The 19417-nt window shown below is 69.6% G+C and carries 18 protein-coding genes; 10 read left to right on the forward strand and 8 right to left on the reverse strand.

The window, feature by feature from the left end:
* Position 1: 1 nt before the first annotated feature.
* Positions 2-892: an acyl-CoA thioesterase II gene (locus tag AB0I77_RS00085; RefSeq protein ID WP_363279961.1), complete on the forward strand. Its 891-nt coding sequence runs from the start codon at positions 2-4 to the stop codon at positions 890-892.
* On the opposite strand, the gene AB0I77_RS00090 is transcribed toward AB0I77_RS00085, so the two are convergent.
* Together AB0I77_RS00090 and AB0I77_RS00095 are read right to left on the reverse strand one after the other, a co-directional pair.
* Positions 889-1677 (reverse strand): phosphatase, encoded by a 789-nt coding sequence (locus AB0I77_RS00090; RefSeq protein WP_363279962.1) that lies wholly within the window; start codon positions 1675-1677, stop codon positions 889-891. The genes AB0I77_RS00085 and AB0I77_RS00090 overlap by 4 nt on opposite strands.
* A 120-nt stretch (positions 1678-1797) precedes the next feature.
* Positions 1798-3300, reverse strand: coding sequence for a PucR family transcriptional regulator ligand-binding domain-containing protein (locus AB0I77_RS00095; protein WP_363279963.1), 1503 nt, complete (start codon positions 3298-3300; stop codon positions 1798-1800).
* Positions 3301-3422: 122 nt separating this feature from the next.
* Here AB0I77_RS00095 and AB0I77_RS00100 point away from each other — a divergent pair, with 122 nt between their 5' ends.
* From AB0I77_RS00100 to AB0I77_RS00115, 4 genes are all read left to right on the forward strand, one after another.
* A complete protein-coding gene (locus AB0I77_RS00100; RefSeq protein ID WP_363279964.1) occupies positions 3423-4877 on the forward strand; it encodes a sodium:solute symporter in 1455 nt (484 codons plus the stop codon).
* A gap of 72 nt (positions 4878-4949) precedes the next feature.
* Entirely contained in the window at positions 4950-5918 is a 969-nt protein-coding gene (gene speB / locus AB0I77_RS00105; RefSeq protein ID WP_363279965.1) for an agmatinase, read from the forward strand.
* The gene (locus AB0I77_RS00110; protein WP_363279966.1) at positions 5915-7609 is read left to right on the forward strand and encodes a thiamine pyrophosphate-binding protein; all 1695 of its coding nucleotides are present in this window, start codon (positions 5915-5917) and stop codon (positions 7607-7609) included. The genes speB and AB0I77_RS00110 overlap by 4 nt, the downstream gene beginning before the upstream one ends.
* A gap of 246 nt (positions 7610-7855) precedes the next feature.
* Positions 7856-10615: a S8 family serine peptidase gene (locus tag AB0I77_RS00115; RefSeq protein WP_363279967.1), complete on the forward strand. Its 2760-nt coding sequence runs from the start codon at positions 7856-7858 to the stop codon at positions 10613-10615.
* A gap of 63 nt (positions 10616-10678) precedes the next feature.
* Here AB0I77_RS00115 and AB0I77_RS00120 read toward each other — a convergent pair whose 3' ends face one another.
* Positions 10679-11488: an endonuclease gene (locus AB0I77_RS00120; RefSeq protein WP_363279968.1), complete on the reverse strand. Its 810-nt coding sequence runs from the start codon at positions 11486-11488 to the stop codon at positions 10679-10681.
* A gap of 457 nt (positions 11489-11945) precedes the next feature.
* On the opposite strand from AB0I77_RS00120, the gene AB0I77_RS00125 reads away from it, so the two are divergent.
* The 3 genes from AB0I77_RS00125 (at position 11946) to AB0I77_RS00135 (ending at position 14177) form a co-directional block, all read left to right on the forward strand.
* A complete protein-coding gene (locus AB0I77_RS00125) occupies positions 11946-12566 on the forward strand; it encodes a hypothetical protein (RefSeq protein ID WP_363279969.1) in 621 nt (206 codons plus the stop codon).
* Between the two features lie 61 nt (positions 12567-12627).
* Positions 12628-13224, forward strand: a complete 597-nt coding sequence (locus AB0I77_RS00130) for an SdpA family antimicrobial peptide system protein (RefSeq protein WP_363279970.1) — start codon at positions 12628-12630, stop codon at positions 13222-13224.
* Positions 13218-14177 carry a sporulation-delaying protein SdpB family protein gene (locus AB0I77_RS00135; protein WP_363279971.1) on the forward strand — a complete coding sequence of 320 codons (960 nt, stop codon included), beginning with the start codon at positions 13218-13220 and terminating at the stop codon, positions 14175-14177. The genes AB0I77_RS00130 and AB0I77_RS00135 overlap by 7 nt, the downstream gene beginning before the upstream one ends.
* On the opposite strand, the gene AB0I77_RS00140 is transcribed toward AB0I77_RS00135, so the two are convergent.
* The 5 genes from AB0I77_RS00140 to AB0I77_RS00160 form a co-directional block, all read right to left on the reverse strand.
* A complete protein-coding gene (locus AB0I77_RS00140) occupies positions 14060-14464 on the reverse strand; it encodes a GntR family transcriptional regulator (protein ID WP_363279972.1) in 405 nt (134 codons plus the stop codon). The genes AB0I77_RS00135 and AB0I77_RS00140 overlap by 118 nt on opposite strands.
* Before the next feature lie 3 nt (positions 14465-14467).
* A complete protein-coding gene (locus AB0I77_RS00145; protein WP_363279973.1) occupies positions 14468-15433 on the reverse strand; it encodes a DUF1648 domain-containing protein in 966 nt (321 codons plus the stop codon).
* Between the two features lie 132 nt (positions 15434-15565).
* Complete coding sequence (locus AB0I77_RS00150; RefSeq protein WP_363280534.1) at positions 15566-17686, reverse strand: glycosyltransferase family 39 protein; 2121 nt, start codon at positions 17684-17686, stop codon at positions 15566-15568.
* A 155-nt stretch (positions 17687-17841) separates the two neighbouring features.
* Entirely contained in the window at positions 17842-18051 is a 210-nt protein-coding gene (locus tag AB0I77_RS00155) for a DUF397 domain-containing protein (protein ID WP_363279974.1), read from the reverse strand.
* On the reverse strand, positions 18044-18838 hold the full coding sequence (locus tag AB0I77_RS00160) for a helix-turn-helix transcriptional regulator (RefSeq protein ID WP_363279975.1): 795 nt from the start codon (positions 18836-18838) through the stop codon (positions 18044-18046). Before AB0I77_RS00160 ends, AB0I77_RS00155 begins: the two co-directional genes overlap by 8 nt.
* Positions 18839-18944: 106 nt before the next feature.
* Here AB0I77_RS00160 and AB0I77_RS00165 point away from each other — a divergent pair, with 106 nt between their 5' ends.
* Both AB0I77_RS00165 and AB0I77_RS00170 read left to right on the forward strand, forming a co-directional pair.
* On the forward strand, positions 18945-19088 hold the full coding sequence (locus AB0I77_RS00165) for a hypothetical protein (protein ID WP_363279977.1): 144 nt from the start codon (positions 18945-18947) through the stop codon (positions 19086-19088).
* Positions 19088-19399 (forward strand): hypothetical protein, encoded by a 312-nt coding sequence (locus AB0I77_RS00170; RefSeq protein ID WP_363279978.1) that lies wholly within the window; start codon positions 19088-19090, stop codon positions 19397-19399. The genes AB0I77_RS00165 and AB0I77_RS00170 overlap by 1 nt, the downstream gene beginning before the upstream one ends.
* Positions 19400-19417 lie beyond the last annotated feature (18 nt).

Below are 19417 nucleotides of genomic sequence, written 5' to 3' on the forward strand. Positions count from 1 at the left end.
CATGAGCCAGGCACTACAGTCCCTGCTCGATCTGCTCGACCTGGAGCGGATCGAGCAGGACATCTTCCGCGGCCGGTCCCGGGCAGCCGTCATCCCCCGGGTCTTCGGCGGCCAGGTCGCGGCCCAGGCGCTCGTCGCCGCCGGGCGGACGGTCCCCGAGGACCGGCCCGCGCACTCCCTGCACGCGTACTTCCTGCGCCCCGGCGACCCCGGCGCGCCCATCGTCTACACCGTCGACCGCATCCGCGACGGCCGCTCCTTCACCACCCGCCGCGTGGTCGCGATCCAGCACGGGCAGCCGATCTTCCACCTCTCCGCGTCCTTCCAGACGTACGAGGACGGCCTCGAACACCAGGCCCCGATGCCGCCCGCGCCGGACCCCGTCACCCTGCCCACCACCCAGGAGCAGCTGCGCGGATACGACCATCTCGACCCGGAGGTCGTCGAGAAGTACATCGAGGCACGCGCGGCGATCGACCTGCGCTACGCCGAGGAGCCGCCGTTCGGCAGATTCGGCGAGCCGCGCGAGCCGCACTCCCAGGTGTGGTTCCGCACCCACGGCAAGCTCGAAGGCGCCATCGACGAACCGCTCCTGCACATCGTCCTCGCCACGTACGTCTCCGACATGACGCTCCTGGACTCGGTCCTGCTGGCGCACGGCCGCGGCGGCTGGGCCGTGGGGGATGTCGTGGGAGCCTCTCTCGACCACGCGATGTGGTTCCACCGCCCGTTCCGCGCCGACGAATGGCTGCTCTACGACCAGGAGTCGCCGTCGGCGTACGGCGGCCGTGGCCTCGGCCAGGCCCGCATCTACACGCAGGACGGACAGCTCGCGATCTCGGTGATCCAGGAGGGCGTGGTCCGCGTGCCCCGCCAGAAGCTCAATGGCTAGGCGAGTCCCGCCTCGTTGAGCAGGTACGCCGTCATCGGGTCGTAGTAGCGCGGGCTGACCACATGGTCGTCGAGCGGGACCGACACCTGGACGGTGCCTTCCGCCTCGGCGATGAAGAGGGCCGGGTCGTTGCAGTCGGCGTAGCCGACGGAGTCGATGCCGTGCCGGCCGGCGTAGCCCGCCCAGCCGTGGTCGGCGACGACCAGGTCGGGCAGCGGCCGGCCCTCGCTCTCCAGGGCGGTGAGGATGGCCTTCATCGGGTCGCCGGAGTGCGTGTGCCACAGCGTGGCGCCGTGCTCCAGGACAGCCACGTCCGCGAACTGCATGACGTATCCCTCGTCCGTCTGCAAGCCCTCCGGGATGACCATGATCTCGCAGCCGGCGGCGCGCAGCGCGGCGGCCGTGGCGCGGTGCACGTCGAGCAGGCCGCCCGGGTGGCCGGTGGCGAAGAGGACCCGCTGCTCGCCGTCGGCCGCCTTGCGCAGCCGGGCCGCCAGGCGCTCCAGGCCGGCCACCGTCAGATCGGGGTCGATGGTGTCCTGGCCGTACCGGTACTCGGGGTCGTCGCTGACGCCGACCCGCTCCGCCATCACCGCGAGCACGTCCTGCTCGTCGGCCCAGCGGTCGCCGAGCTCCAGGCCGAGCCAGAAGTTGCGGACGCCGTTGGCCAGCTGGCGGTAGTGGGAGAGGTTGTTCTCACGGGGGGTGGCGACATCGCCCGCGATACGGGTCCTCACAAGGTGGGCGATGAGCTCGGCGCGGCTGGGTGTCCCGGGTATCGGCATGCTCACCATTGTGGAGCAGAGGCCTGTGGGGATCACCTGTCGTCCCGACGGCTGGGACGCGCGTCACGTGGTGCCGTGATCCCTGGTGGGCCCTAGTGGTTCCCGGTGGTCCTGGGGTACTCAGAGCCGTCGCAGCGCGAACCAGAGCTCCATGCGTACGTCCGGGTCGTCCAGGTCCGCCGCCAGCAGGGCCGCGCACCGGGCGATCCGCTGCCGCACGGTGTTGCGGTGCACGGACAGCGCGACCGCCGTACGGTCCCAACTGCCGTGCAGGGACAGCCAGGTGCGCAGCGTCTCGGTGAGCGCGGGGACCGCGACGACGGGCGCGAGCAGCGTACGGGCGTGTGCCTCGGCCTCTTCCTCGGGGATCAGGTCGGCCAGGGCCGGGCGGGCGCCGTGCCGGACCAGCGGGGTGCGGGTGGCCCGGGCGCGGGCCAGGGCACGGGCCGCCTGGGCGTCGGCGGACGCCCACTCGGGCGGGGCGACGGCGGCGCTCACGCCCAGGGTCCAGCCGGGCTGCGGGCCGGGTTCACGACCGGCCGGGCCATCGGACGGGCCATCGGCAGGGCCGTCAGCCGGGCCATCGGCCGGGATGAGCACGCGTACGACGTCCCGCCCGAGGTCGACCAGCGGGGAGCCGAGTGCCGCGCCGAGCGCGGAGGCCGCCACGGTGTCGGGGGCGTGGGCGTCCGGCCGGGCGTGCACGACGACCCACCGCTCCCCGCCGAGCAACGACGCGACCGCCTGTGGCGCGGCGCCCAGCAGCAATCGGACCAGCGCGGAGGATCTGGCCGCCCCCGTACCGCTTTGGTGCTCGCCGGTGAGCAGAGCCAGCAGCACGGCGGCGACCGAGGCGATGGTGTGGTCGCCGGGCTCGCGGCTCGGGGTGGCCACCCCGAGCACGAAACCCTGGCCGGCCCCGAGGGCGTAGGCGGCGAGATGGATGCCGGCGACGGTGTCGGTGGCAGTGGTGGAGGAGCGACCGGCGACCACATGTGTCAGCTCCGCCAACGCCCGCCGTACCTCCTCCTCCAGCTCCGGTCCCGCCGCCGCGATGTCCGCCCCCTCCGCCCCGTACAGCACCGCCCGGCCGCCCATGCGCTGGGCGAGTTGGCGCAGGACGGAGGGGATCGGGTCCGGCCGGGAGGCCGCGGCGGCCAGGCTCTGCTGGGCCTGCGTGACGCGGCGGAGTTCGGTGTGGCGGGCCTGGGCCATCAGCTGCCAGACCGCACGGGCCACGCCGGAGAAGGTGGTCTGCGGCGGGACCTCCAGCAGCGGCAGCTCGTACGCCTCGCAGGCCGCGACCAGCGCCCGCGGCACCGTGTCGTGCACCGGCGCCACCCCGAAGCCGAGGGCCGCGCCGCCCGCCGCGACGATCCGGGAGACGTAGTCGTCGAAGTACGTGCCCGAGCCCGCCGCCTCCGGGATGTGCACACCCGCCGTGAGCAGCAGCTCGCCGCCCAGCAGATACGGGTACGGGTCCGCCATCTCGGAGGTGTGCGCCCAGTGGATGACGATGTCCCCATCGGCCGGCCCCGCGATCTGCCGCAGGGCGAGGTCCTCGCGGGCCAGGAGGGCGGCCAGCGGGACCGGTGGGGTGGGAGGGACGGCAGGGTCCGACATTATGGACGTTCCCTCCACTCAGAGCGGCCTGAATGGATGAAACGTACACTTCGCAGTCGCTTTCCGGCCACCTAGTGTCGGTGCTCGTCACCCGCAGGCGACACCGAGTGAAGGAGGGCCCCGTGGCCGTCGACTACGCAGTGATCGTCGTCTATCTGGCAGGCATGCTGGCCATGGGCTGGTGGGGCATGCGCCGCGCCAGGTCGAAGAGCGAGTTCCTGGTGGCGGGCCGGCGTCTCGGGCCGGCCATGTACTCCGGCACCATGGCGGCGATCGTCCTCGGCGGCGCGTCCACCATCGGCGGCGTCGGCCTCGGCTACCAGTACGGCCTCTCCGGCGCCTGGATGGTCTTCACCATCGGCCTCGGCCTGCTCGCGCTGAGCGTCTTCTTCTCGGCCCGCATCGCCCGCCTCAAGGTCTACACCGTCTCCGAGATGCTGGACCTGCGCTACGGCGGCCGGGCGGGCCTGATCTCCGGCGTGGTCATGTGGGCGTACACGCTGATGCTCGCTGTGACGTCCACCATCGCCTACGCCACGATCTTCGACGTCCTCTTCGACATGAACCGCACGGTGGCGATCGTCCTCGGCGGCTCGATCGTCGTCGCGTACTCGACGCTCGGCGGCATGTGGTCGATCACGCTGACGGACATGGTGCAGTTCGTCGTGAAGACGATCGGCGTGCTGCTGCTCCTGCTGCCCATCGCCGTCGTCAAGGCGGGCGGCTTCGGCGCGATGCGGGACGAGTTGCCGACGGCGTACTTCGACCCGCTGGGCATCGGCGGCGAGACGATCTTCACCTACGTGCTGATCTACACCTTCGGCATGCTCATCGGCCAGGACATCTGGCAGCGCGTGTTCACGGCGCGCAGTGATACGACCGCGAAGTGGGGCGGCACGGTCGCCGGTACGTACTGTCTCGTCTACGCCCTCGCCGGCGCCGTCATCGGTACGGCGGCCAAGGTCCTCTACCCGAAGCTGGCGAACGCGGACGACGCCTTCGCGACCATCGTGAAGGACGAACTGCCGGTCGGCGTAAGGGGGTTGGTGCTGGCCGCCGCACTGGCCGCCGTGATGTCGACGTCGTCCGGCGCGCTGATCGCCTGCGCGACCGTCGCCAACAACGACATCTGGTCGCGGCTGCGGGGAGCCGTGAAGCGCGATGGCGAGGAGCACGACGAGGTCAGGGGCAACCGGGCCTTCATCCTCGTCATGGGCGTGGCGGTGATCTGTACGGCCATCGCGCTGAACAACGTCGTCGAGGCGCTGACCGTCGCCTACAACCTGCTCGTCGGCGGCCTGCTCGTCCCGATCCTCGGCGGGCTGCTGTGGAAGCGCGGCACGGTGCAGGGTGCCCTGGCCTCCGTGATCGTCGGCGGTCTCGCGGTCATCGGGCTGATGGCGTCCTACGGCATCCTCGCCAACGAGCCCGTCTACTACGGCCTCTTGTCCTCCCTGGCCGCGTACCTCGTCGTCTCCCTGGCGACTCCGGCCACCGACGCCGCCGTACTGGCCGCCTGGCGCGAGCGGCTCGCCGGGAAGACCGTCGAACCGGCGTCCGAACCGGTGCACACATGACGAAGCACACATGACGAAGCGCACGCAGGAAGAAGGCAGTTCCATGAGCGGCAAGAGGAAGTAGGCAGGTCCATGAGCAGCAGCGCGCCGCCCCGAGGCCCGGTCGACTCGTCCCGCATCCCGCGGTACGCCGGCCCCGCGACCTTCGCACGGCTGCCCCGCCTCGACGAGGTCGGCCGCACCGACGTCGCCGTGGTCGGGGTGCCGTTCGACTCGGGCGTCTCCTACCGGCCGGGCGCCCGCTTCGGCGGCAACGCGATCCGCGAGGCGTCCCGGCTGCTGCGCCCCTACAACCCGGCGCAGGACGCGTCCCCGTTCGCGCTGGCGCAGGTGGCGGACGCCGGGGACATCGCGGTGAACCCGTTCGACATCAACGAGGCCGTGGAGACGATCGAGGCGGCGGCGGACGACCTGCTGGGGACGGGCGCGCGGCTCATGACCCTCGGCGGCGATCACACCATCGCGCTGCCTCTGCTGAGGTCCGTGGCGAAGAAGCACGGCCCGGTGGCGCTGCTGCACTTCGACGCGCACCTCGACACCTGGGACACGTACTTCGGCGCGGAGTACACGCACGGGACTCCGTTCCGGCGTGCGGTGGAGGAACGCATACTGGATACGGAGGCGCTGTCGCATGTCGGCACCCGCGGCCCGCTGTACGGCAAACAGGACCTGACCGACGACGAGAAGCTGGGCTTCGGCATAGTGACGTCGGCGGATGTGATGCGCCGCGGAGTCGACGAGGTGGCCGACCAGCTGCGCCAGCGCATCGGCGACCGCCCCCTCTACATCTCCATAGACATCGACTGCCTGGACCCGGCGCACGCACCCGGCACGGGGACCCCGGAGGCGGGCGGCATGACGTCGCGCGAGCTGCTGGAGATCCTGCGGGGCCTGGCTGGGTGCAACCTGGTCTCGGCGGACGTCGTCGAGGTGGCCCCCGCGTACGATCACGCGGAGATCACGTCGGTGGCGGCATCCCACACGGCGTACGAACTGACGACGATCATGTCCCGCCAGATTGCGAAGGCCCGCGCGAAGTGACTCACGACCACGACCTGGTGCTCCGTCCGACGGCCGCCCAGACCTCAGCCGCCCTGAACCCGCCCCCCGGGCGCAACGGCGGAGACCTGGTCGTGGAGACGCTGGCCGGACTGGGCGCGACGACGGTCTTCGGCCTGCCCGGCCAGCACGCGCTCGGCATGTTCGACGCGCTGCGCCGCTCGGACCTGCGCTACATCGGCCTGCGGGTGGAGAACAACGCCGGTTTCGCGGCGGACGCGTACGGCCGGATCACGGGCGAGGCGGCACCGCTGCTGCTGTCCACGGGCCCGGGAGCGCTGACGTCCCTGGCCGCGCTCCAGGAGGCCGCGGCCGCCTCCGCCCCCGTGCTGGCGATCAGCAGCCAGATCCCGACGGCGGGGCTGGGCGGCGGCCGGCACGGGTATCTGCACGAACTCCCGGACCAGTCGGCCTCATTCAGGGGTGTCGTCAAGTCCGTCCACACGGTCCGCACCCAGTCACAGATCCCGTCCGCCGTCGCGGAGGCCTGGAAGTCGGCGCTGACGGCTCCGCACGGACCGGTATGGGTCGAGATCCCGCAGGACGTGCTGCTGGCTCAGACGGCGATCCCGATGGTGACGGGAGGCGACACCTTCCCCGAGGAGCTGCCCCCGCGCCCCGAACTGACGGCGGTGGCAGCGGACTTGCTGTCGCACGCGGCCCGCCCGGCGATCATCGCGGGTGGGGGAGTGGTCCGCTCGGACGCGTCGAAGAAGCTGCGCCAGCTGGCGGAGAAACTTCAGGCACCGGTCGTGACGACCTTCGGCGGCAAGGGCGCGTTCCCCTGGACGCACCCCCTCTCCCTCCAGTCCTGGCTGGAGGACCGCCACACCACGGACTTCCTGGAGGACGCGGACGTCCTGCTGGTGGTCGGCTCGGGCCTGGGCGAACTGTCCTCGAATTACCACACGTTCAAGCCACGCGGCCGGGTCATCCAGATCGAGGCGGACCTGGGCAAGCTGGAGTCCAATTACCCGGCTCTCGGCATCCACGCGGACGCCCGGCTGGCGTTGCAGGCGCTGCTGGAGACGGTGGAGGAGCGTGCGGACTCATCCGCCCCGGAGCGCGTGAGCGAGCTGCTTACTCGGGTCGGGGAACGCATCGCGTCCCAGGAACTCACCCTGGAACAGGACGTGTTGGCGTCGGTACGCCGAGCGCTCCCGTCCGCCTCCCCGTCCTTCTGGGACATGACGATCCTGGCCTACTGGGCCTGGTCCGCCTTCGACGCCCGCCGCCCCAACACCATGCACTCCGCCCAGGGCGCCGGCGGCCTCGGCTACGCCTTCCCGGCGGCCCTGGGCGCGTCCGCCGCGGACCCGACCCACCCGGTGCTGGCGGTCTCGGGCGACGGAGGAGCCCTCTACTCCATCGCCGAGCTTGCGACGGCCCGCCAGTACGACCTGAACGTCACCTGGCTGATCGTCGACGACGGCGGCTACGGCATCCTGCGCGAGTACATGACGGACGCCTTCGGCGAGACGATGCCGACGGCGACGGAACTCACGCGGCCGGACTATGTGGCGCTGGCGGAGTCGTTCGGGGTCCCGGGGGTCCGTACGACGCCGGAGACGCTGGAGCAGGATCTGGCGAAGGCGCTGGCGTCACCGGGGCCCTCGGTGGTGGTTCTCCCGGTGGTGCTGCGGATGTTCGCGGCTACGCATCTGGGCGGCTGAGGCGCGCACCCGCGGTCGCCGGGGCTGGGTGCGGCCCACCGCGCGCAGGACGGCGCGAACAGCGGTACTGTCGATTCGTGTGCTGATGTGCACATTGTGAGGTGGCGAGCAGCGCCACACGGTTCCGTGACCATTCCCGGACGCGAGGACGCGAACTCGCCCCCTGTTCACGTCATCCGAACTCTCCCTGTGTCACCCGTGTTCGCCCTGCCCAAGGGCAGTTTCCGCTCATCCCTCGGAGGAGCCATGGCACATCACGGCAAGCGATCCGACGCCGACAACGGGCAGTACAAGTCCTCGCCCGAGACCTCCGGCATGCCCGTCCCCTCGACGTCCGGGACGCCCGCCGACCGGGCCGGTGACATGCCGCGCCCCGGCAGCAAGGCGGCCTCCGCACGCCCCGAGCGGGGAGGCATGCAGGCGCCCGGCATGAACCCGACGCCCGCCTCAGGCCAGCCGGACGGGATGCCGGCACCGGGCATGCCCGGTCCCTCCGGGGCGGCGATGCCGACACCGGCCAACGCCATGTCCGGCCGCCAGGAGCCGGCCCAACCGGAGCGCCGCAGCGGCACACCCCCGGCGGGCGGCCCCTCGGCGGAGCCGGCCGACGGCCACTCCCCGCTGCCCCGCTTCGGCGGCCCCGAGGGCATCTCCCCGCACGGCGCGTCCTACGAAGCCGGAGTCGTGGAGGTCGAGTTCCGCGAGGGCGTCACCCCGGCGCTCGCCGAGCGCGGCGAGGGCGCGCCCGCCGAGGTGCGCAGCCTCACCGAAGGACCGCTCACCGACTTCAACAGCATCCTGGAGGCCAACAACCTCGTCGCCGCGGAGCCGACGTTCGAGATCACGCTGGAGGAGGCCACCGCGGTCCAGGCGAACGCGGCCGCGCAAGGCCACGAGACGCCGCATCTCGCGCGGTTCCTCACGCTGCACTTCGCCGACGACGCCGACACCGTCGAGATCGCGCAGCGCCTGGACGCGCTGCCCGAGGTCCAGCGGGCCATCGCCGTCCCCACGGCGCTGCCGCCGACGGTCACCGCGGGCGCGGGAACACTCGCCCCGGCGGGTCCGCTGACGGAGCCCCTGGTGGGGACGAGCGGCACCGTGGTCGTGGACACGGCCACGGGACTGGAGAACCAGTGGTACGTCTTCCGCTGCGGGGTCGACCAGGCGTGGAAACGCTCCACCGGCCGCGGCGTGGTGATCGGCGACGTCGACTGGGGCTACCGCACCTCGCACCAGGATCTCGCACCGAACATCGCCCGCACGTTCAACTCCTTCGACGGCACCACCGACGTCACCCACGGCGGCTCCGTCAGCCACGGCACCGCGGTCATGGGGCTGAGCGGCGCCTCGACGAACAGCCTCGGCATGGCCGGCATCGCGTACGACGCCACGCTGTGGCCGGTCCAGGCGGATTCCGGCACCAGCCCGGGCCTCGGCGGCAACCCCTGGGCGCGCGGTATCGACTGGGTGCGCACCACCGACAGCGGCGGCCGGCGCAAGGTCGTGATCCTCGAGGTCCAGACGGGTGCCTTCGGCAACTACGAGCAGGTGCCGTCGGTCAACGCGGCCATCAGGACGGCGATCGCCGCGGGCGTGGTCGTGTGCGTGGCGGCCGGCAACGGCGACCGGGACGCCGCTGTGGGCGACGACGGCTCGCCGATCCCGGAGACGGGCTCGATCCTCGTCGGCGCCACGGCGTACGACGCCTCGGTCAACCGGCGCGCCTGGTTCAGCAACTACGGCTCCCGGATCGTCGTCTGCGCCCCCGGTGACAGCTCGCACGACCTGACCTGCGACAGCGACTCAGACTCCGCGTACCGAAACGGCTTCGGCGGTACGTCGGGGGCGACGCCGAAGGTGGCCGGTGCGGCGGCACTGATGCTGGCCGCGAATCCCGGTCTCTCCCACGCCGAGGTACGCCGGATCCTGCGCGCCACGGGCACCCCGGTCGCCCCGGACCCGGACCCGGCCAAGGAGGTCGGCAGGTTCCTCAACGTCGGCGCGGCCGTACGGGACGCCTCGCAGAGCGCGGTCGGCCGTATGGAGATCTTCGCTCGCGGCGGGGACCAGGCGGTGTGGCACAAGTGGCAGACCGCCCTGAACAACGGCTGGTCGGGCTGGGAGTCCCTGGGCGGCTGGGTCGACATGATCACCCACGGCCGCAACGCGGACGGCCGGTTGGAGATCTTCGCCCGGGGCGCCGACCAGGCCGTGTGGCACATGTGGCAGACAGCTCCGAACAACGGCTGGTCCGGCTGGGAATCCCTCGGCGGGTGGATCGACGATCTGTGCGTCGCGCAGAACAACGACGGCCGGATGGAGATCTTCGCCCGAGGCGCCGACCAGTCCGTATGGCACAAGTGGCAGACCGCGCCCAACGGCGGCTGGTCGGGCTGGGAGTCCCTCGGCGGCTGGGTCGACATGATCAGCGTCGAACACAACGCGGACGGACGCCTGGAGGTGTTCGCACGCGGCGCGGACCAGGCCGTATGGCACAAGTGGCAGACGGCACCCGGCGGCGGCTGGTCCGGCTGGGAGTCCCTGGGCGGCTGGATCGACCGGCTGACCACGGGCCGCAACGCGGACGGGCGGATGGAGATCTTCGCCCGTGGGTCCGACGGTGCGCTGTGGCACATGTGGCAGACCGCGCCCAGTAACGGCTGGTCCGGCTGGGAGTCCCTCGGCGGCTGGATCGACCAGCTCACCACGGCCCGCAACGCCGACGGCAGGCTGGAGATCTTCGCCCGAGGTGCGGATCAGGCCCTGTGGCACATGTGGCAGACCGCGCCCAGTAACGGCTGGTCCGGCTGGGAATCCCTCGGCGGCTGGATCGACGATCTGTACGTCAGTCAGAACAACGACGGCAGGCTGGAGATCTTCGCCCGAGGTGCGGATCAGGCCCTGTGGCACAAGTGGCAGACCGCGCCCAGCAACGGCTGGTCGGGCTGGGAGTCCCTCGGCGGCTGGATCGACCGGCTCGACGTGGGACAGAACGCACTCTGACCAACCAACCCTTCGGTCGCTGAACTCCCCACAGTCCGTGGGGAGTTCAGCGGCTTCCCCCTGCTACCAGATCGCCTCGACCCACTCCGGATGGTCGATGAACGGGTTCCGGTTCTTCTGGTAGCTGTCGTAGATGACCTGGTTGCGCTTCTCCTCGAAGGCGCTCGGCGGGTCCTCGTCGTTCCACGCCTTGAGTACGGAGAGCTTGCCGATGTACGGGTTGCTCCCGTTGTTCACCTTCTCGTTGGGCTCCAGGTCGGCCCAGCCGTCGTCGCCCTCGTAGCGGACGGCCATGTAGAGGATCATGCGGGCCACGTCGCCCTTGTCCGCGTCGCGCGGCTCGAACGAGTCGGAGTCGGTCAGGCTGCCGCCCCCGCCGCTGACCGCGCTGCCGCCGTTGTCGAAGTCCTTGTTGCCGCGGATGCTGTTGATCTGGACGTCCGCGGGACGCAGGTGGTGCAGGTCGGTGCCGGGCCCGGTCGCCTCGCCGAAGTCGCCGTGGGACTTGGCCCACACGTGCTCGCGGTTCCAGTCGCCGGTGTCGCCGCCGTTGAGAGACTTGGCGCGCGAGGTGCCGCTGTACAGCAGGATCACGTTGTTGCTGTTGTTCGGGTCCTGGTCGGTGGCCATGAGCGCGTTCCAGACCGCGGAGTACGAGATCTTGGTCTGGCTGCTGATGATCGTGTGGAGGGACGACTTGAGGCTCGTGCCGGTCTTGCCGACCGCGTTCTTGTAGTACGTCGTGTCGTACGCGGTCGTCGTGGCCGCGGCCGGGGTCGCGGTCAGCGCGGGGGCGCTGAGACCGACCAGAACGGTGGAGACGGCGAGCGCCAGGGACTTCCAACGGCGCGGGCGTATGGGGCTGACGGGCATCGGGGGGTGTCCGTTCTACGCGGGTTGAATGAGCGGGCAATCGGGAGCGTGACATGGACATGCGTTCAGGCGCGTGAACGGGACGTGTCCGTCGTGTGGCGAAAACCGGCAAGTTGCTTGTTCCGGGCGCGATGTGGGATGCCCGGTCGCGAGGACATGAGTCACGCACACCACCGGGGCGTCAGCGGGCTGACCCGTGGAGGTCCCCACACGGCGGCGGCGCAAGCGGAAGCACTCGCCACCACTCGTGCGTCAAAACTCTGAATCGACGCTGATCATTGTGGCCACGATTGTCTCCGCACCTGCTCCATAAAGGGATCCAGTCCCTCCGTTATTCAATGATTAGTGAAGCCTGTTGACGACGGTGACGAGTGTCCACCTATCGTTTTTTGTGGCATCTGAAACAGCGGATCGAGTCAGAAAGGCATGTGACGTGAGGAGAGGATTATTGGCTTCCGTGGCCGCGGCGGCCGTTCTGGCCGGCGGCGTTGCCACGGTGGCACAGACGTCGGCCTCGGCTGCCGGCACCTCATCGACGGTGTCGGCAGCCGACGTCGTGGACGCCAGGGCAGACGGCAGAGATCTGTTTTCCGGTCTGTACTTCGGTCAGGGGCCGATCGGCAAGAAACTGATCAACAGCGAAGCCTTCATGGGGGACCGTACCGGGGAACTGAAGAAGAACGGCACCCCCGATCGGCGCAAAATGATCGCTGCCCTGACCGCGGTGATCGACAAGTCCTCGCCGGACTTCTTCGCCAGGTTCTCCGAGGACATACGCAGCGGTGATCCGTACACGGTCCAAAAGGCCTTCGAAAACGGAATTAACGAGCTGAACAAGGTCGCGAAGATCCAGAAGGACGACGGGACAGGCACCGGCAAGTGCTTTGCCGCCCTCAACGCAATCGCGTACGCGAACGTCGGATACCTCGCGAACGTAGTGGCGGGGCTCAATTTCGCCACCCAGGCCAATGTGCTCTTCGAGCTGAACTTCTGGTGGGGCTCGTCGAGCAGCGGCACCGGGTCGCTGAGCGAGGAAGAACAGATCGCCAGGTTCACGGAACAGCTGCGAGCGATCTGACCGCCGAAGGTGGGCCGCTCCGTGCCGGCGGTGCGGCCCATCGCCCGTGAAATGGGGAGCGATGCTGAAGAGATGGGTCCAGCGACTACCGCTCAAGGTGGACACGCCGCAAGTCACCGTCGGCGTCGCACGTCGATGGGTGGTGTCGGCAGGAGGCGTCTGGGCAGTACTCGGGCTCTATGTGGCGCAGGTCCACCTGCCGTCGAATACGATCACTTTGCCAGGGCAGCACGAGGCCGCGACGACCGTCAACCGGCTGGCTCCACAGGGATGGGGCTTCTTCACCAAGTCGCCCCGCGATGACGAATTACAGCCGTACGCGTGGCGCGACGGCACCTGGACGAACGTTCTGATGGCTCCTCACGGGGCACCGCGCAATGCATTCGGGCTGAATCGCCGCTCGCGCTCCCAGGGCATCGAGATGGCGCTGCTGCTCGCAGAGGCCCAGAAGGTGACGTGGAACAAGTGCGGCCGTGACCTTGACACTTGCCTGCACCGGGCGGGACCGCCCGCGACGGTGAGCAACCGCGTCCCCGAACCGACTCTGTGCGGCCGGACCGCTCTTGTCGAGCAGAAACCCGTCCCCTTCGCCTGGCGCAACCTGATTCATGCCACCCACACGCCCGACCGCCTCACCGTCCTGGACGTAGCATGCTGACCCGCCTCCCTCTCCCCTGGACGAACGTCTACGGCGCATCCCGCAGTCTGCTCGCGCTGGGCACCGCCGCCACCCTCGCCTTCAGTAACTCCGCGACGCTTTTCCGGCCAGTGGCCTACAGCGGTGACAACCCCTCATGCGAAGGGGTGGAGGCCGGGGGTGCGTTCTGCCAGGTCTCTGCCGGCCACCTGGACTGGATGCGGTGGGCATGCGTGGTGATGCTGCTCGTCGCCGCCAGTGGATGGCGCCCCCGGCTGACCGCGCTTCCGCATGCCTACGTCAGCTTCAGCGCCTTCACCGGCATCGCGATCACCGACGGTGGTGACCAGCTCACCACCGTGCTGTCTCTGTTGCTGGCCGTGCCCGCGCTCGGCGATCGACGCCGCTGGCACTGGGGCCATCCCGAACCCGACGCGCACACCCGACCCGGCTGGGTGCTGGCCGGCGTCAGCGCCTTGGTCGTGGTCCGCCTGCAGATGTCGTTCGTGTATTTCCAGGCCGTGGTGTCCAAACTGCCGCACGCTGAATGGGCGGACGGGACAGGCATGTGGTACTGGGGGAACAGTCTGGCCTTCGGTGTTCCCGGTTGGCTGCACACCCTCGTCGGACCCGTGCTGGCCAACCCTGTCGGCGTCGCTGCCCTGACCTGGGCACCGCTGTTCGTCGAAATCTCCCTGGCCGCCACCTTGCTGCTTCCGCAGCGCGTCCGCTTCTTCACGCTTACGGCCGGTGTCATCTTCCATTTCTCCATTGCCGTGATGATGGGCCTATGGAGTTTCGCGATGGCCATGTGGGCCGGACTGCTGCTGCTTTGCATGCCCCTGGGGGCGACCCTTCAGCTTCGGCCCTCCCGATCCGGCGACGACGCGGACGCGGAAGACGCGCCCACGCGGGCCGCCCAGCCCGCTCGCACCAAGGCGACGGTTTCCGCCTCCGACAACCCGGCCTCGTGAGCGGCAGCAATCAACAGATGTGCGGCTTCCCTGACCCGGGCCTCCCCGGGCGTGGCGATCACCACACCTCCGCGGCCGCGCCGCAGATCGATCAGTCGCTGCTCTCGTAGGAGCTGATAACCCTTCAGCACCGTGTGCATGTTGATGCCCAGGAGTCTTGCCACCTCCCGGGCGGCGGGTAGGCGGTCGCCCGGACCCAGAGTTCCCTCAGCCAGTGCTCGCCGCAGGGACCCGGCCACCTGTTCGGCCAGCGGCACGCTGGAGCTCGGATCGATTCGGACCAGCATTCCTCAAGCGCCATCCGTCCTGTGACGGGCCACCAGATCGTTGAGCAGCCCGGCCGCGGTCACCGCGTCGTCCACGGCGACCACGAACTCCTTTCCGTCAGTGAGCCGCAGCCACAGCCCTTGCCCCGAGCGCAGCGCCACCCCACTCCTGTCCGTGCTGACCCGGTACCCCCAGCCCCCGAGGTCCGACAAGGGCCGGACCTCCTGAGCCCACGCCCGCTCGATCCGCTCCAACGGCACGTGCTTCCGGGGAACTCGTACCAGTGAGTGCCGCACGGTCAACCCGCGCGCATCAACGCTCACCTGGGCCCCCGTGAACAGCGCCGTCAGCAGGCCCAACGGCGCCAACCAGAATCCTGTCGAGGAGCCCAACGCCCCCCATACCAGCGCGGCCACCATGCCCAGCAGTCCCGTCACCATCAACCACCGCGGACCGACCGCCCGAATCCAGACCGCCTTTTCCCCGGCACGCAGCCCGACGGACACCGGTCGCCCCGGGCGGGTGCGACCGCCGTTGGCCGACAACACCCGCACCGCCACGCCGACAGCGACCGTCAGCCCGACGGCTACGCCGAAATGCCACATCGGCATCCGTGCCTCTCTGGCGACCGCGGCCTCGGAGTTCACCAGCACCAGGACTGTGAACAGGTATCCCAGGAAGACCCCGATCGTCGACGAACCGATGTAGACCGAGCGCAACGACATGGTCCCCAGAACCGCGGCCCGGGTGGCCCCCACCGCCATAAAAAGGAGCATCAGTTGGGAGATCGCCAGGATCTCCCACGGCGACGTGACCCGATTGACGTCACCGTCCCCGCCGAACTGCACAGCCATCGGGTCGGGTAGATCTCCCCAGGAAACGGCGAACGCCACCGCTACCACCACGGCGGCCACCAAACACGGCAAGCCCGCCAGCCAATGCGACAGATCGGTGCGCTGCGCAGGGGTCTTCTGATTCACGTCACCCATTCCGGCTCGGCTCCCTTCCACGCGGGCTGCTGACGGGGGATCGCCCATCGAGCTTCACGGTAATTGTTTTATTTACACTAGAACAAGTCGTTTTCAGCCGACCTTCTGTTGGGGTGCCGGGGGAGGGTGAGGTCAGCTGACGTCCGAGGCGTCCAGGCGGTAGACCGTCGACTGGGTGCTGGTCGCGGCGGACTCCGAACTCGACGCCGAACTCGACGCCGAACTCGACTCCGACGTCGCGCTCTTGTCGTACTCGCTCTGCTTCACCGCCGTGCCGTTCTTCTCGACCCACGCGGTGATCTGCGTGCTGAGGCTGCTGTTGCCGCCCATACGGCCGCCCATTCCGCCGCCGAGCTGGATGTAGTGCAGCTCGCCCTTCTTCACCAGCTCCTTCAGCTTGGCCGGCGTCATGGCCTTGTCGGAGCCGCTGAAGCCCCACATGGAGATGACCGGCTTGCCGGTGCTCACGATCAGCTGTCCGGCGCTCTGCGAATTGGACACCGCGAGCAGCCACTTGGCGCCGTCCTGGTGCTTCTCCAGGTACGACACGAGCTGGCTGTCGGTCTCGCCGCCCATGCCGCCGCCTGCGCGGAAGCCGCCGCGGGCGCTGGTGTCACCGGGGGCGCCTGGAGCGCCGCCGCCCTGCGGCAGTTCACCGGTGCTGCCGCCGCCCGGAGTCATCCCGCCGCCTGCCTCGACGTTGCCGTTCTGGCCGCCCTGCCGCATACCGCCGGGCATCTCGCCGCCTGCCTCGGCGTTGCCGCCCGGACCGCCGAAGCCGCCCCGGCCGCCGCCTCCCCCGAAGCCGCTGCCCGTCGAAGGCCCGGCGCTCGGGTTGGTGCCGCCCATGCCGCCACCGCCCCCGCCCATGCCGCCACTCGACGCACCGGCAGGCACGGAGACGGCGTACGCCGTCGGACCCGCGAGCCCGGCCACGACCGCCGCGGCGAGGGACACGGTCAGCAGCCGTACGCGGTTGCCGGACCCCCCGGCCTCGCCGGATCGGAAGACGAACATGCCCACGACGCCGAGGACCATGACGACACCGATGGCCGGCCACAGCCAGGTGTTCCAGTCGGTGGCCCGGCGCAGCAGCACGATCGCCCAGATGCCGGTGACCGCGAGCCCGGCGGGCAGCACCCAGGACCAGCGGGGGTCGCCGCCGCGGAAGGCGCGCCACAGCATGACGCCGCCGGCGCCGGTGAGGGCCGCGATGCCCGGGGCGAGCGCGGTCGTGTAGTACGGGTGCATGGTGCCCTCGGCCATGCTGAAGGTCACGTAGTGCAGCACGGTCCAGCCGCCCCACAGCACCAGCGCGGCGCGCGTCCGGTCGGTGCGCGGAGCCCGGCCGCACAGCACCAGACCGCCGACGAGGGCGATGGCCGAGAAGGGCAGCAGCCAGGAGATCTGGCCGCCGAGGATGTCGTTGAACATCCGGCCGATGCCCGCGGTGCCGGCGAAGGTCCCGCCTCCGCCGCCCCCACCTGCGGCGCCCCCGCCTCCGCCGTTGCCCTCGCCGCCGAGGATCCGGCCCAGGCCGTTGTAGCCCATGATCAGGTTCCAGGCGCTGCCGTCGGTCGAGCCGCCGATGTACGGCCGGTCGTCGGTGGGCACGAGCGACACGGCCGTAGCCCACCAGAAACTGGAGACGGCCAGCGCCACGGCGGCCAGGACCAGGTTGACGACCTTCTTCTTCCAGCCGAGCTTCGACGCGTACACGTACACGGCGAAGACGGCCGGCAGGGCGATGTAGCCCTGGAGCATCTTGGTATTGAACGCGAGCCCGAAGCAGACCGCGGACCCGAGCAGCGGCAGCAGCTTCTCGTCGCGCGTGGCGCGCAGGGCGAGTGCCGCGCCGCCGACCATCAGCAGGACGAGGATCGTGTCCGGGTTGTTGTCCCGGTTGATGGCGACCGTGATCGGGGTCAACGCGAGCACGAGCGCGGCGAGGGCCGCGGCCACGTGCCCGAACACCCGCTTCACGGAGGAGTGCAGGATCCAGATCGTGCCGAGCGCGGCCGCGAGTTCGGGCGCCATCATCTGCCAGGTGCCGAACCCGAAGATCCGGGCCGACAGACTCATGACCATGAGCGCGAACGGCGGCTTGTCGACGGTGATGAAGTTCCCCGCGTCGAGCGAACCGAAGAACCACGCCTTCCAGCTCTGCGTACCGCTGTAGATCGCGGCGCTGTAGAAGCTGTTGAGGCCGGAGGAGGAGAGGTTCCAGGAGTACAGCAGCGCCGCCAGGATCATGATCGCGAGCAGGGCGGGGAGTGACCAGCGGGGCGTGGTGGGGGCCACGGAGCGGTCGGGGGCCTGGGGCAGGGGGTCGGTGGCAGTTGTCACCAGTGCACCGTGCACAGGTCCGATGGGCGTGGGCTGTGTTTTGCCTGGGGGCAGGCTGTGGTTCAGCCGGCCTTGACTGCCGAGACGAACGATGACCAGGCGGCGGGCGCGAAGATCAGCGCGGGGCCGTGCGGGGTCTTGGAGTCGCGGACGGGGGTGCCTGAGGGATGGTTGTCCAGTACCTCGACGCAGCTGTTGGACTCGGTTCCGCTGTAGGACGACTTGCGCCAACCGCTCAATATGTCCGCGCTCGGGATGGTGTGCTCAGTCATGGTGTCCGTAGTCCTTCGCTGTCGTCCTCAACAGGGCAAGTGACTCTTGCAGCGGCAACGCGTCGCTCAGAGCGAGATGGTAGGCGCCCTGGAGTCGTTCGACGATGGCGGGGGAATCGTGAACCTTGCCGAGCTGTAGGCCCTCGGAATAGGCCACCGGGGGCTGGTCCTCGAACCACATCAGCGTCAGCATGCTGTTCAGGATCTGGTACGCGCCCACGCTGTACGGAATTACGTGTGTGCGTACGCGCTTGGCCTCAGTCAGGCGCACGACGTGCATGAGCTGTTCCGCCATGACCTCCGGGCCACCGACCGGGCGTCGTAGGACTGCCTCGTCCAGCAGCGCCCACACTACGGGCGTCACCGGGTCGGTGAGGATCTTTGAGCGCTCAAGCCGTGTGACAACGGCCCTGTCACACTCCTCTTCACTCGCAGGGGGGTACCCGACGCTCAGAAGCGAACGCGCATACCTTTTCGTCTGCAGGATGCCAGGTACGAAGGTGGGCGCGAACTCACGGATCACTGTTGCCTGTTGTTCGAGTTGCCTGGCTGCCTCGAAGTAGTCTTCGACCGCCGCGTCCTCCCGCGGCAGGAAGCTGCTCAAGACATCCCCCGTGTTCAGAGCTTTGTCCAGCCGCCGCGCGTCCTCCTTCGACGGGATGCGCCGCCCCGCCTCGATGTGCGAGATGTGCGATCGCGTCATGACCGCCATGTCAGCCAGCTCCTGCTGAGTCAGTCCCGCTGTCTCCCGTTGCTGCTTGAGCCAGTCACCGTACGTGTTGCTCATGGCCAACTCCCTTGTGACAAATGCCTGGTCACACCCGACCCCCTAGCGAGCCTAGCCCGACCCGTCTCACTCTGTGAGTGAATCGCTACCCAACGGAGTTGATGAGATGAGTCACCGAATTGCCCGCCTCCTCGAACCACTGCTGCGTTTCCGGCGCCGCCGCCCGCCGACAACACCCCCGGCCCCCGTACTCGGAGTCGGCGTGGGGTCGATCGGCATGCCTTCAGCGATCGTGAAGGTCACCAAGTGATGGGCGGCGCACGGCTACTGCCCTGGGCAGGGTCGGAAGGCAAGCCCTGCTACCTCATGACCGACGAGACCGGGTCCGGATACCTCTCCCGCGTCGCCGACACCATCGAGAGCGTGCAACTCGACATGGCGGTCGAACTCCTGGACCACGCCGCGGACATGCTCGCCGACGACAAGGCCACCCCCGTCCAACTCCACTTCCTGGCAGCCCGCATGGCCGAGGCGCTGCGCGACGTCCACCGCATCGCGGAGAGTCGAGGCGCCCGCCTTCCCGAACCCGCCTACGACGGCCCTGGTGGCTCTGGCGAGTAACGGTTCGTACAACCATTC

This window comes from Streptomyces sp. NPDC050619 (genome assembly GCF_040654815.1).
In the GTDB taxonomy this organism is placed as follows: Bacteria; Actinomycetota; Actinomycetes; order Streptomycetales; family Streptomycetaceae; genus Streptomyces.

Coding starts and splice junctions, on each gene's coding strand:
- AB0I77_RS00090 (WP_363279962.1), bottom strand. CDS start 1,677: ATGCCGATACCCGGGACACCCAGCCGCGCCGAGCTCATCGCCCACCTT.
- AB0I77_RS00085 (WP_363279961.1), top strand. CDS start 2: ATGAGCCAGGCACTACAGTCCCTGCTCGATCTGCTCGACCTGGAGCGG.
- AB0I77_RS00115 (WP_363279967.1), top strand. CDS start 7,856: ATGGCACATCACGGCAAGCGATCCGACGCCGACAACGGGCAGTACAAG.
- AB0I77_RS00095 (WP_363279963.1), bottom strand. CDS start 3,300: ATGTCGGACCCTGCCGTCCCTCCCACCCCACCGGTCCCGCTGGCCGCC.
- AB0I77_RS00155 (WP_363279974.1), bottom strand. CDS start 18,051: ATGACTGAGCACACCATCCCGAGCGCGGACATATTGAGCGGTTGGCGC.
- AB0I77_RS00165 (WP_363279977.1), top strand. CDS start 18,945: ATGAGTCACCGAATTGCCCGCCTCCTCGAACCACTGCTGCGTTTCCGG.
- AB0I77_RS00160 (WP_363279975.1), bottom strand. CDS start 18,838: ATGAGCAACACGTACGGTGACTGGCTCAAGCAGCAACGGGAGACAGCG.
- AB0I77_RS00145 (WP_363279973.1), bottom strand. CDS start 15,433: ATGGGTGACGTGAATCAGAAGACCCCTGCGCAGCGCACCGATCTGTCG.
- AB0I77_RS00170 (WP_363279978.1), top strand. CDS start 19,088: ATGGGCGGCGCACGGCTACTGCCCTGGGCAGGGTCGGAAGGCAAGCCC.
- AB0I77_RS00150 (WP_363280534.1), bottom strand. CDS start 17,686: ATGATCCTGGCGGCGCTGCTGTACTCCTGGAACCTCTCCTCCTCCGGC.
- AB0I77_RS00120 (WP_363279968.1), bottom strand. CDS start 11,488: ATGCCCGTCAGCCCCATACGCCCGCGCCGTTGGAAGTCCCTGGCGCTC.
- speB (WP_363279965.1), top strand. CDS start 4,950: ATGAGCAGCAGCGCGCCGCCCCGAGGCCCGGTCGACTCGTCCCGCATC.
- AB0I77_RS00130 (WP_363279970.1), top strand. CDS start 12,628: ATGCTGAAGAGATGGGTCCAGCGACTACCGCTCAAGGTGGACACGCCG.
- AB0I77_RS00135 (WP_363279971.1), top strand. CDS start 13,218: ATGCTGACCCGCCTCCCTCTCCCCTGGACGAACGTCTACGGCGCATCC.
- AB0I77_RS00140 (WP_363279972.1), bottom strand. CDS start 14,464: ATGCTGGTCCGAATCGATCCGAGCTCCAGCGTGCCGCTGGCCGAACAG.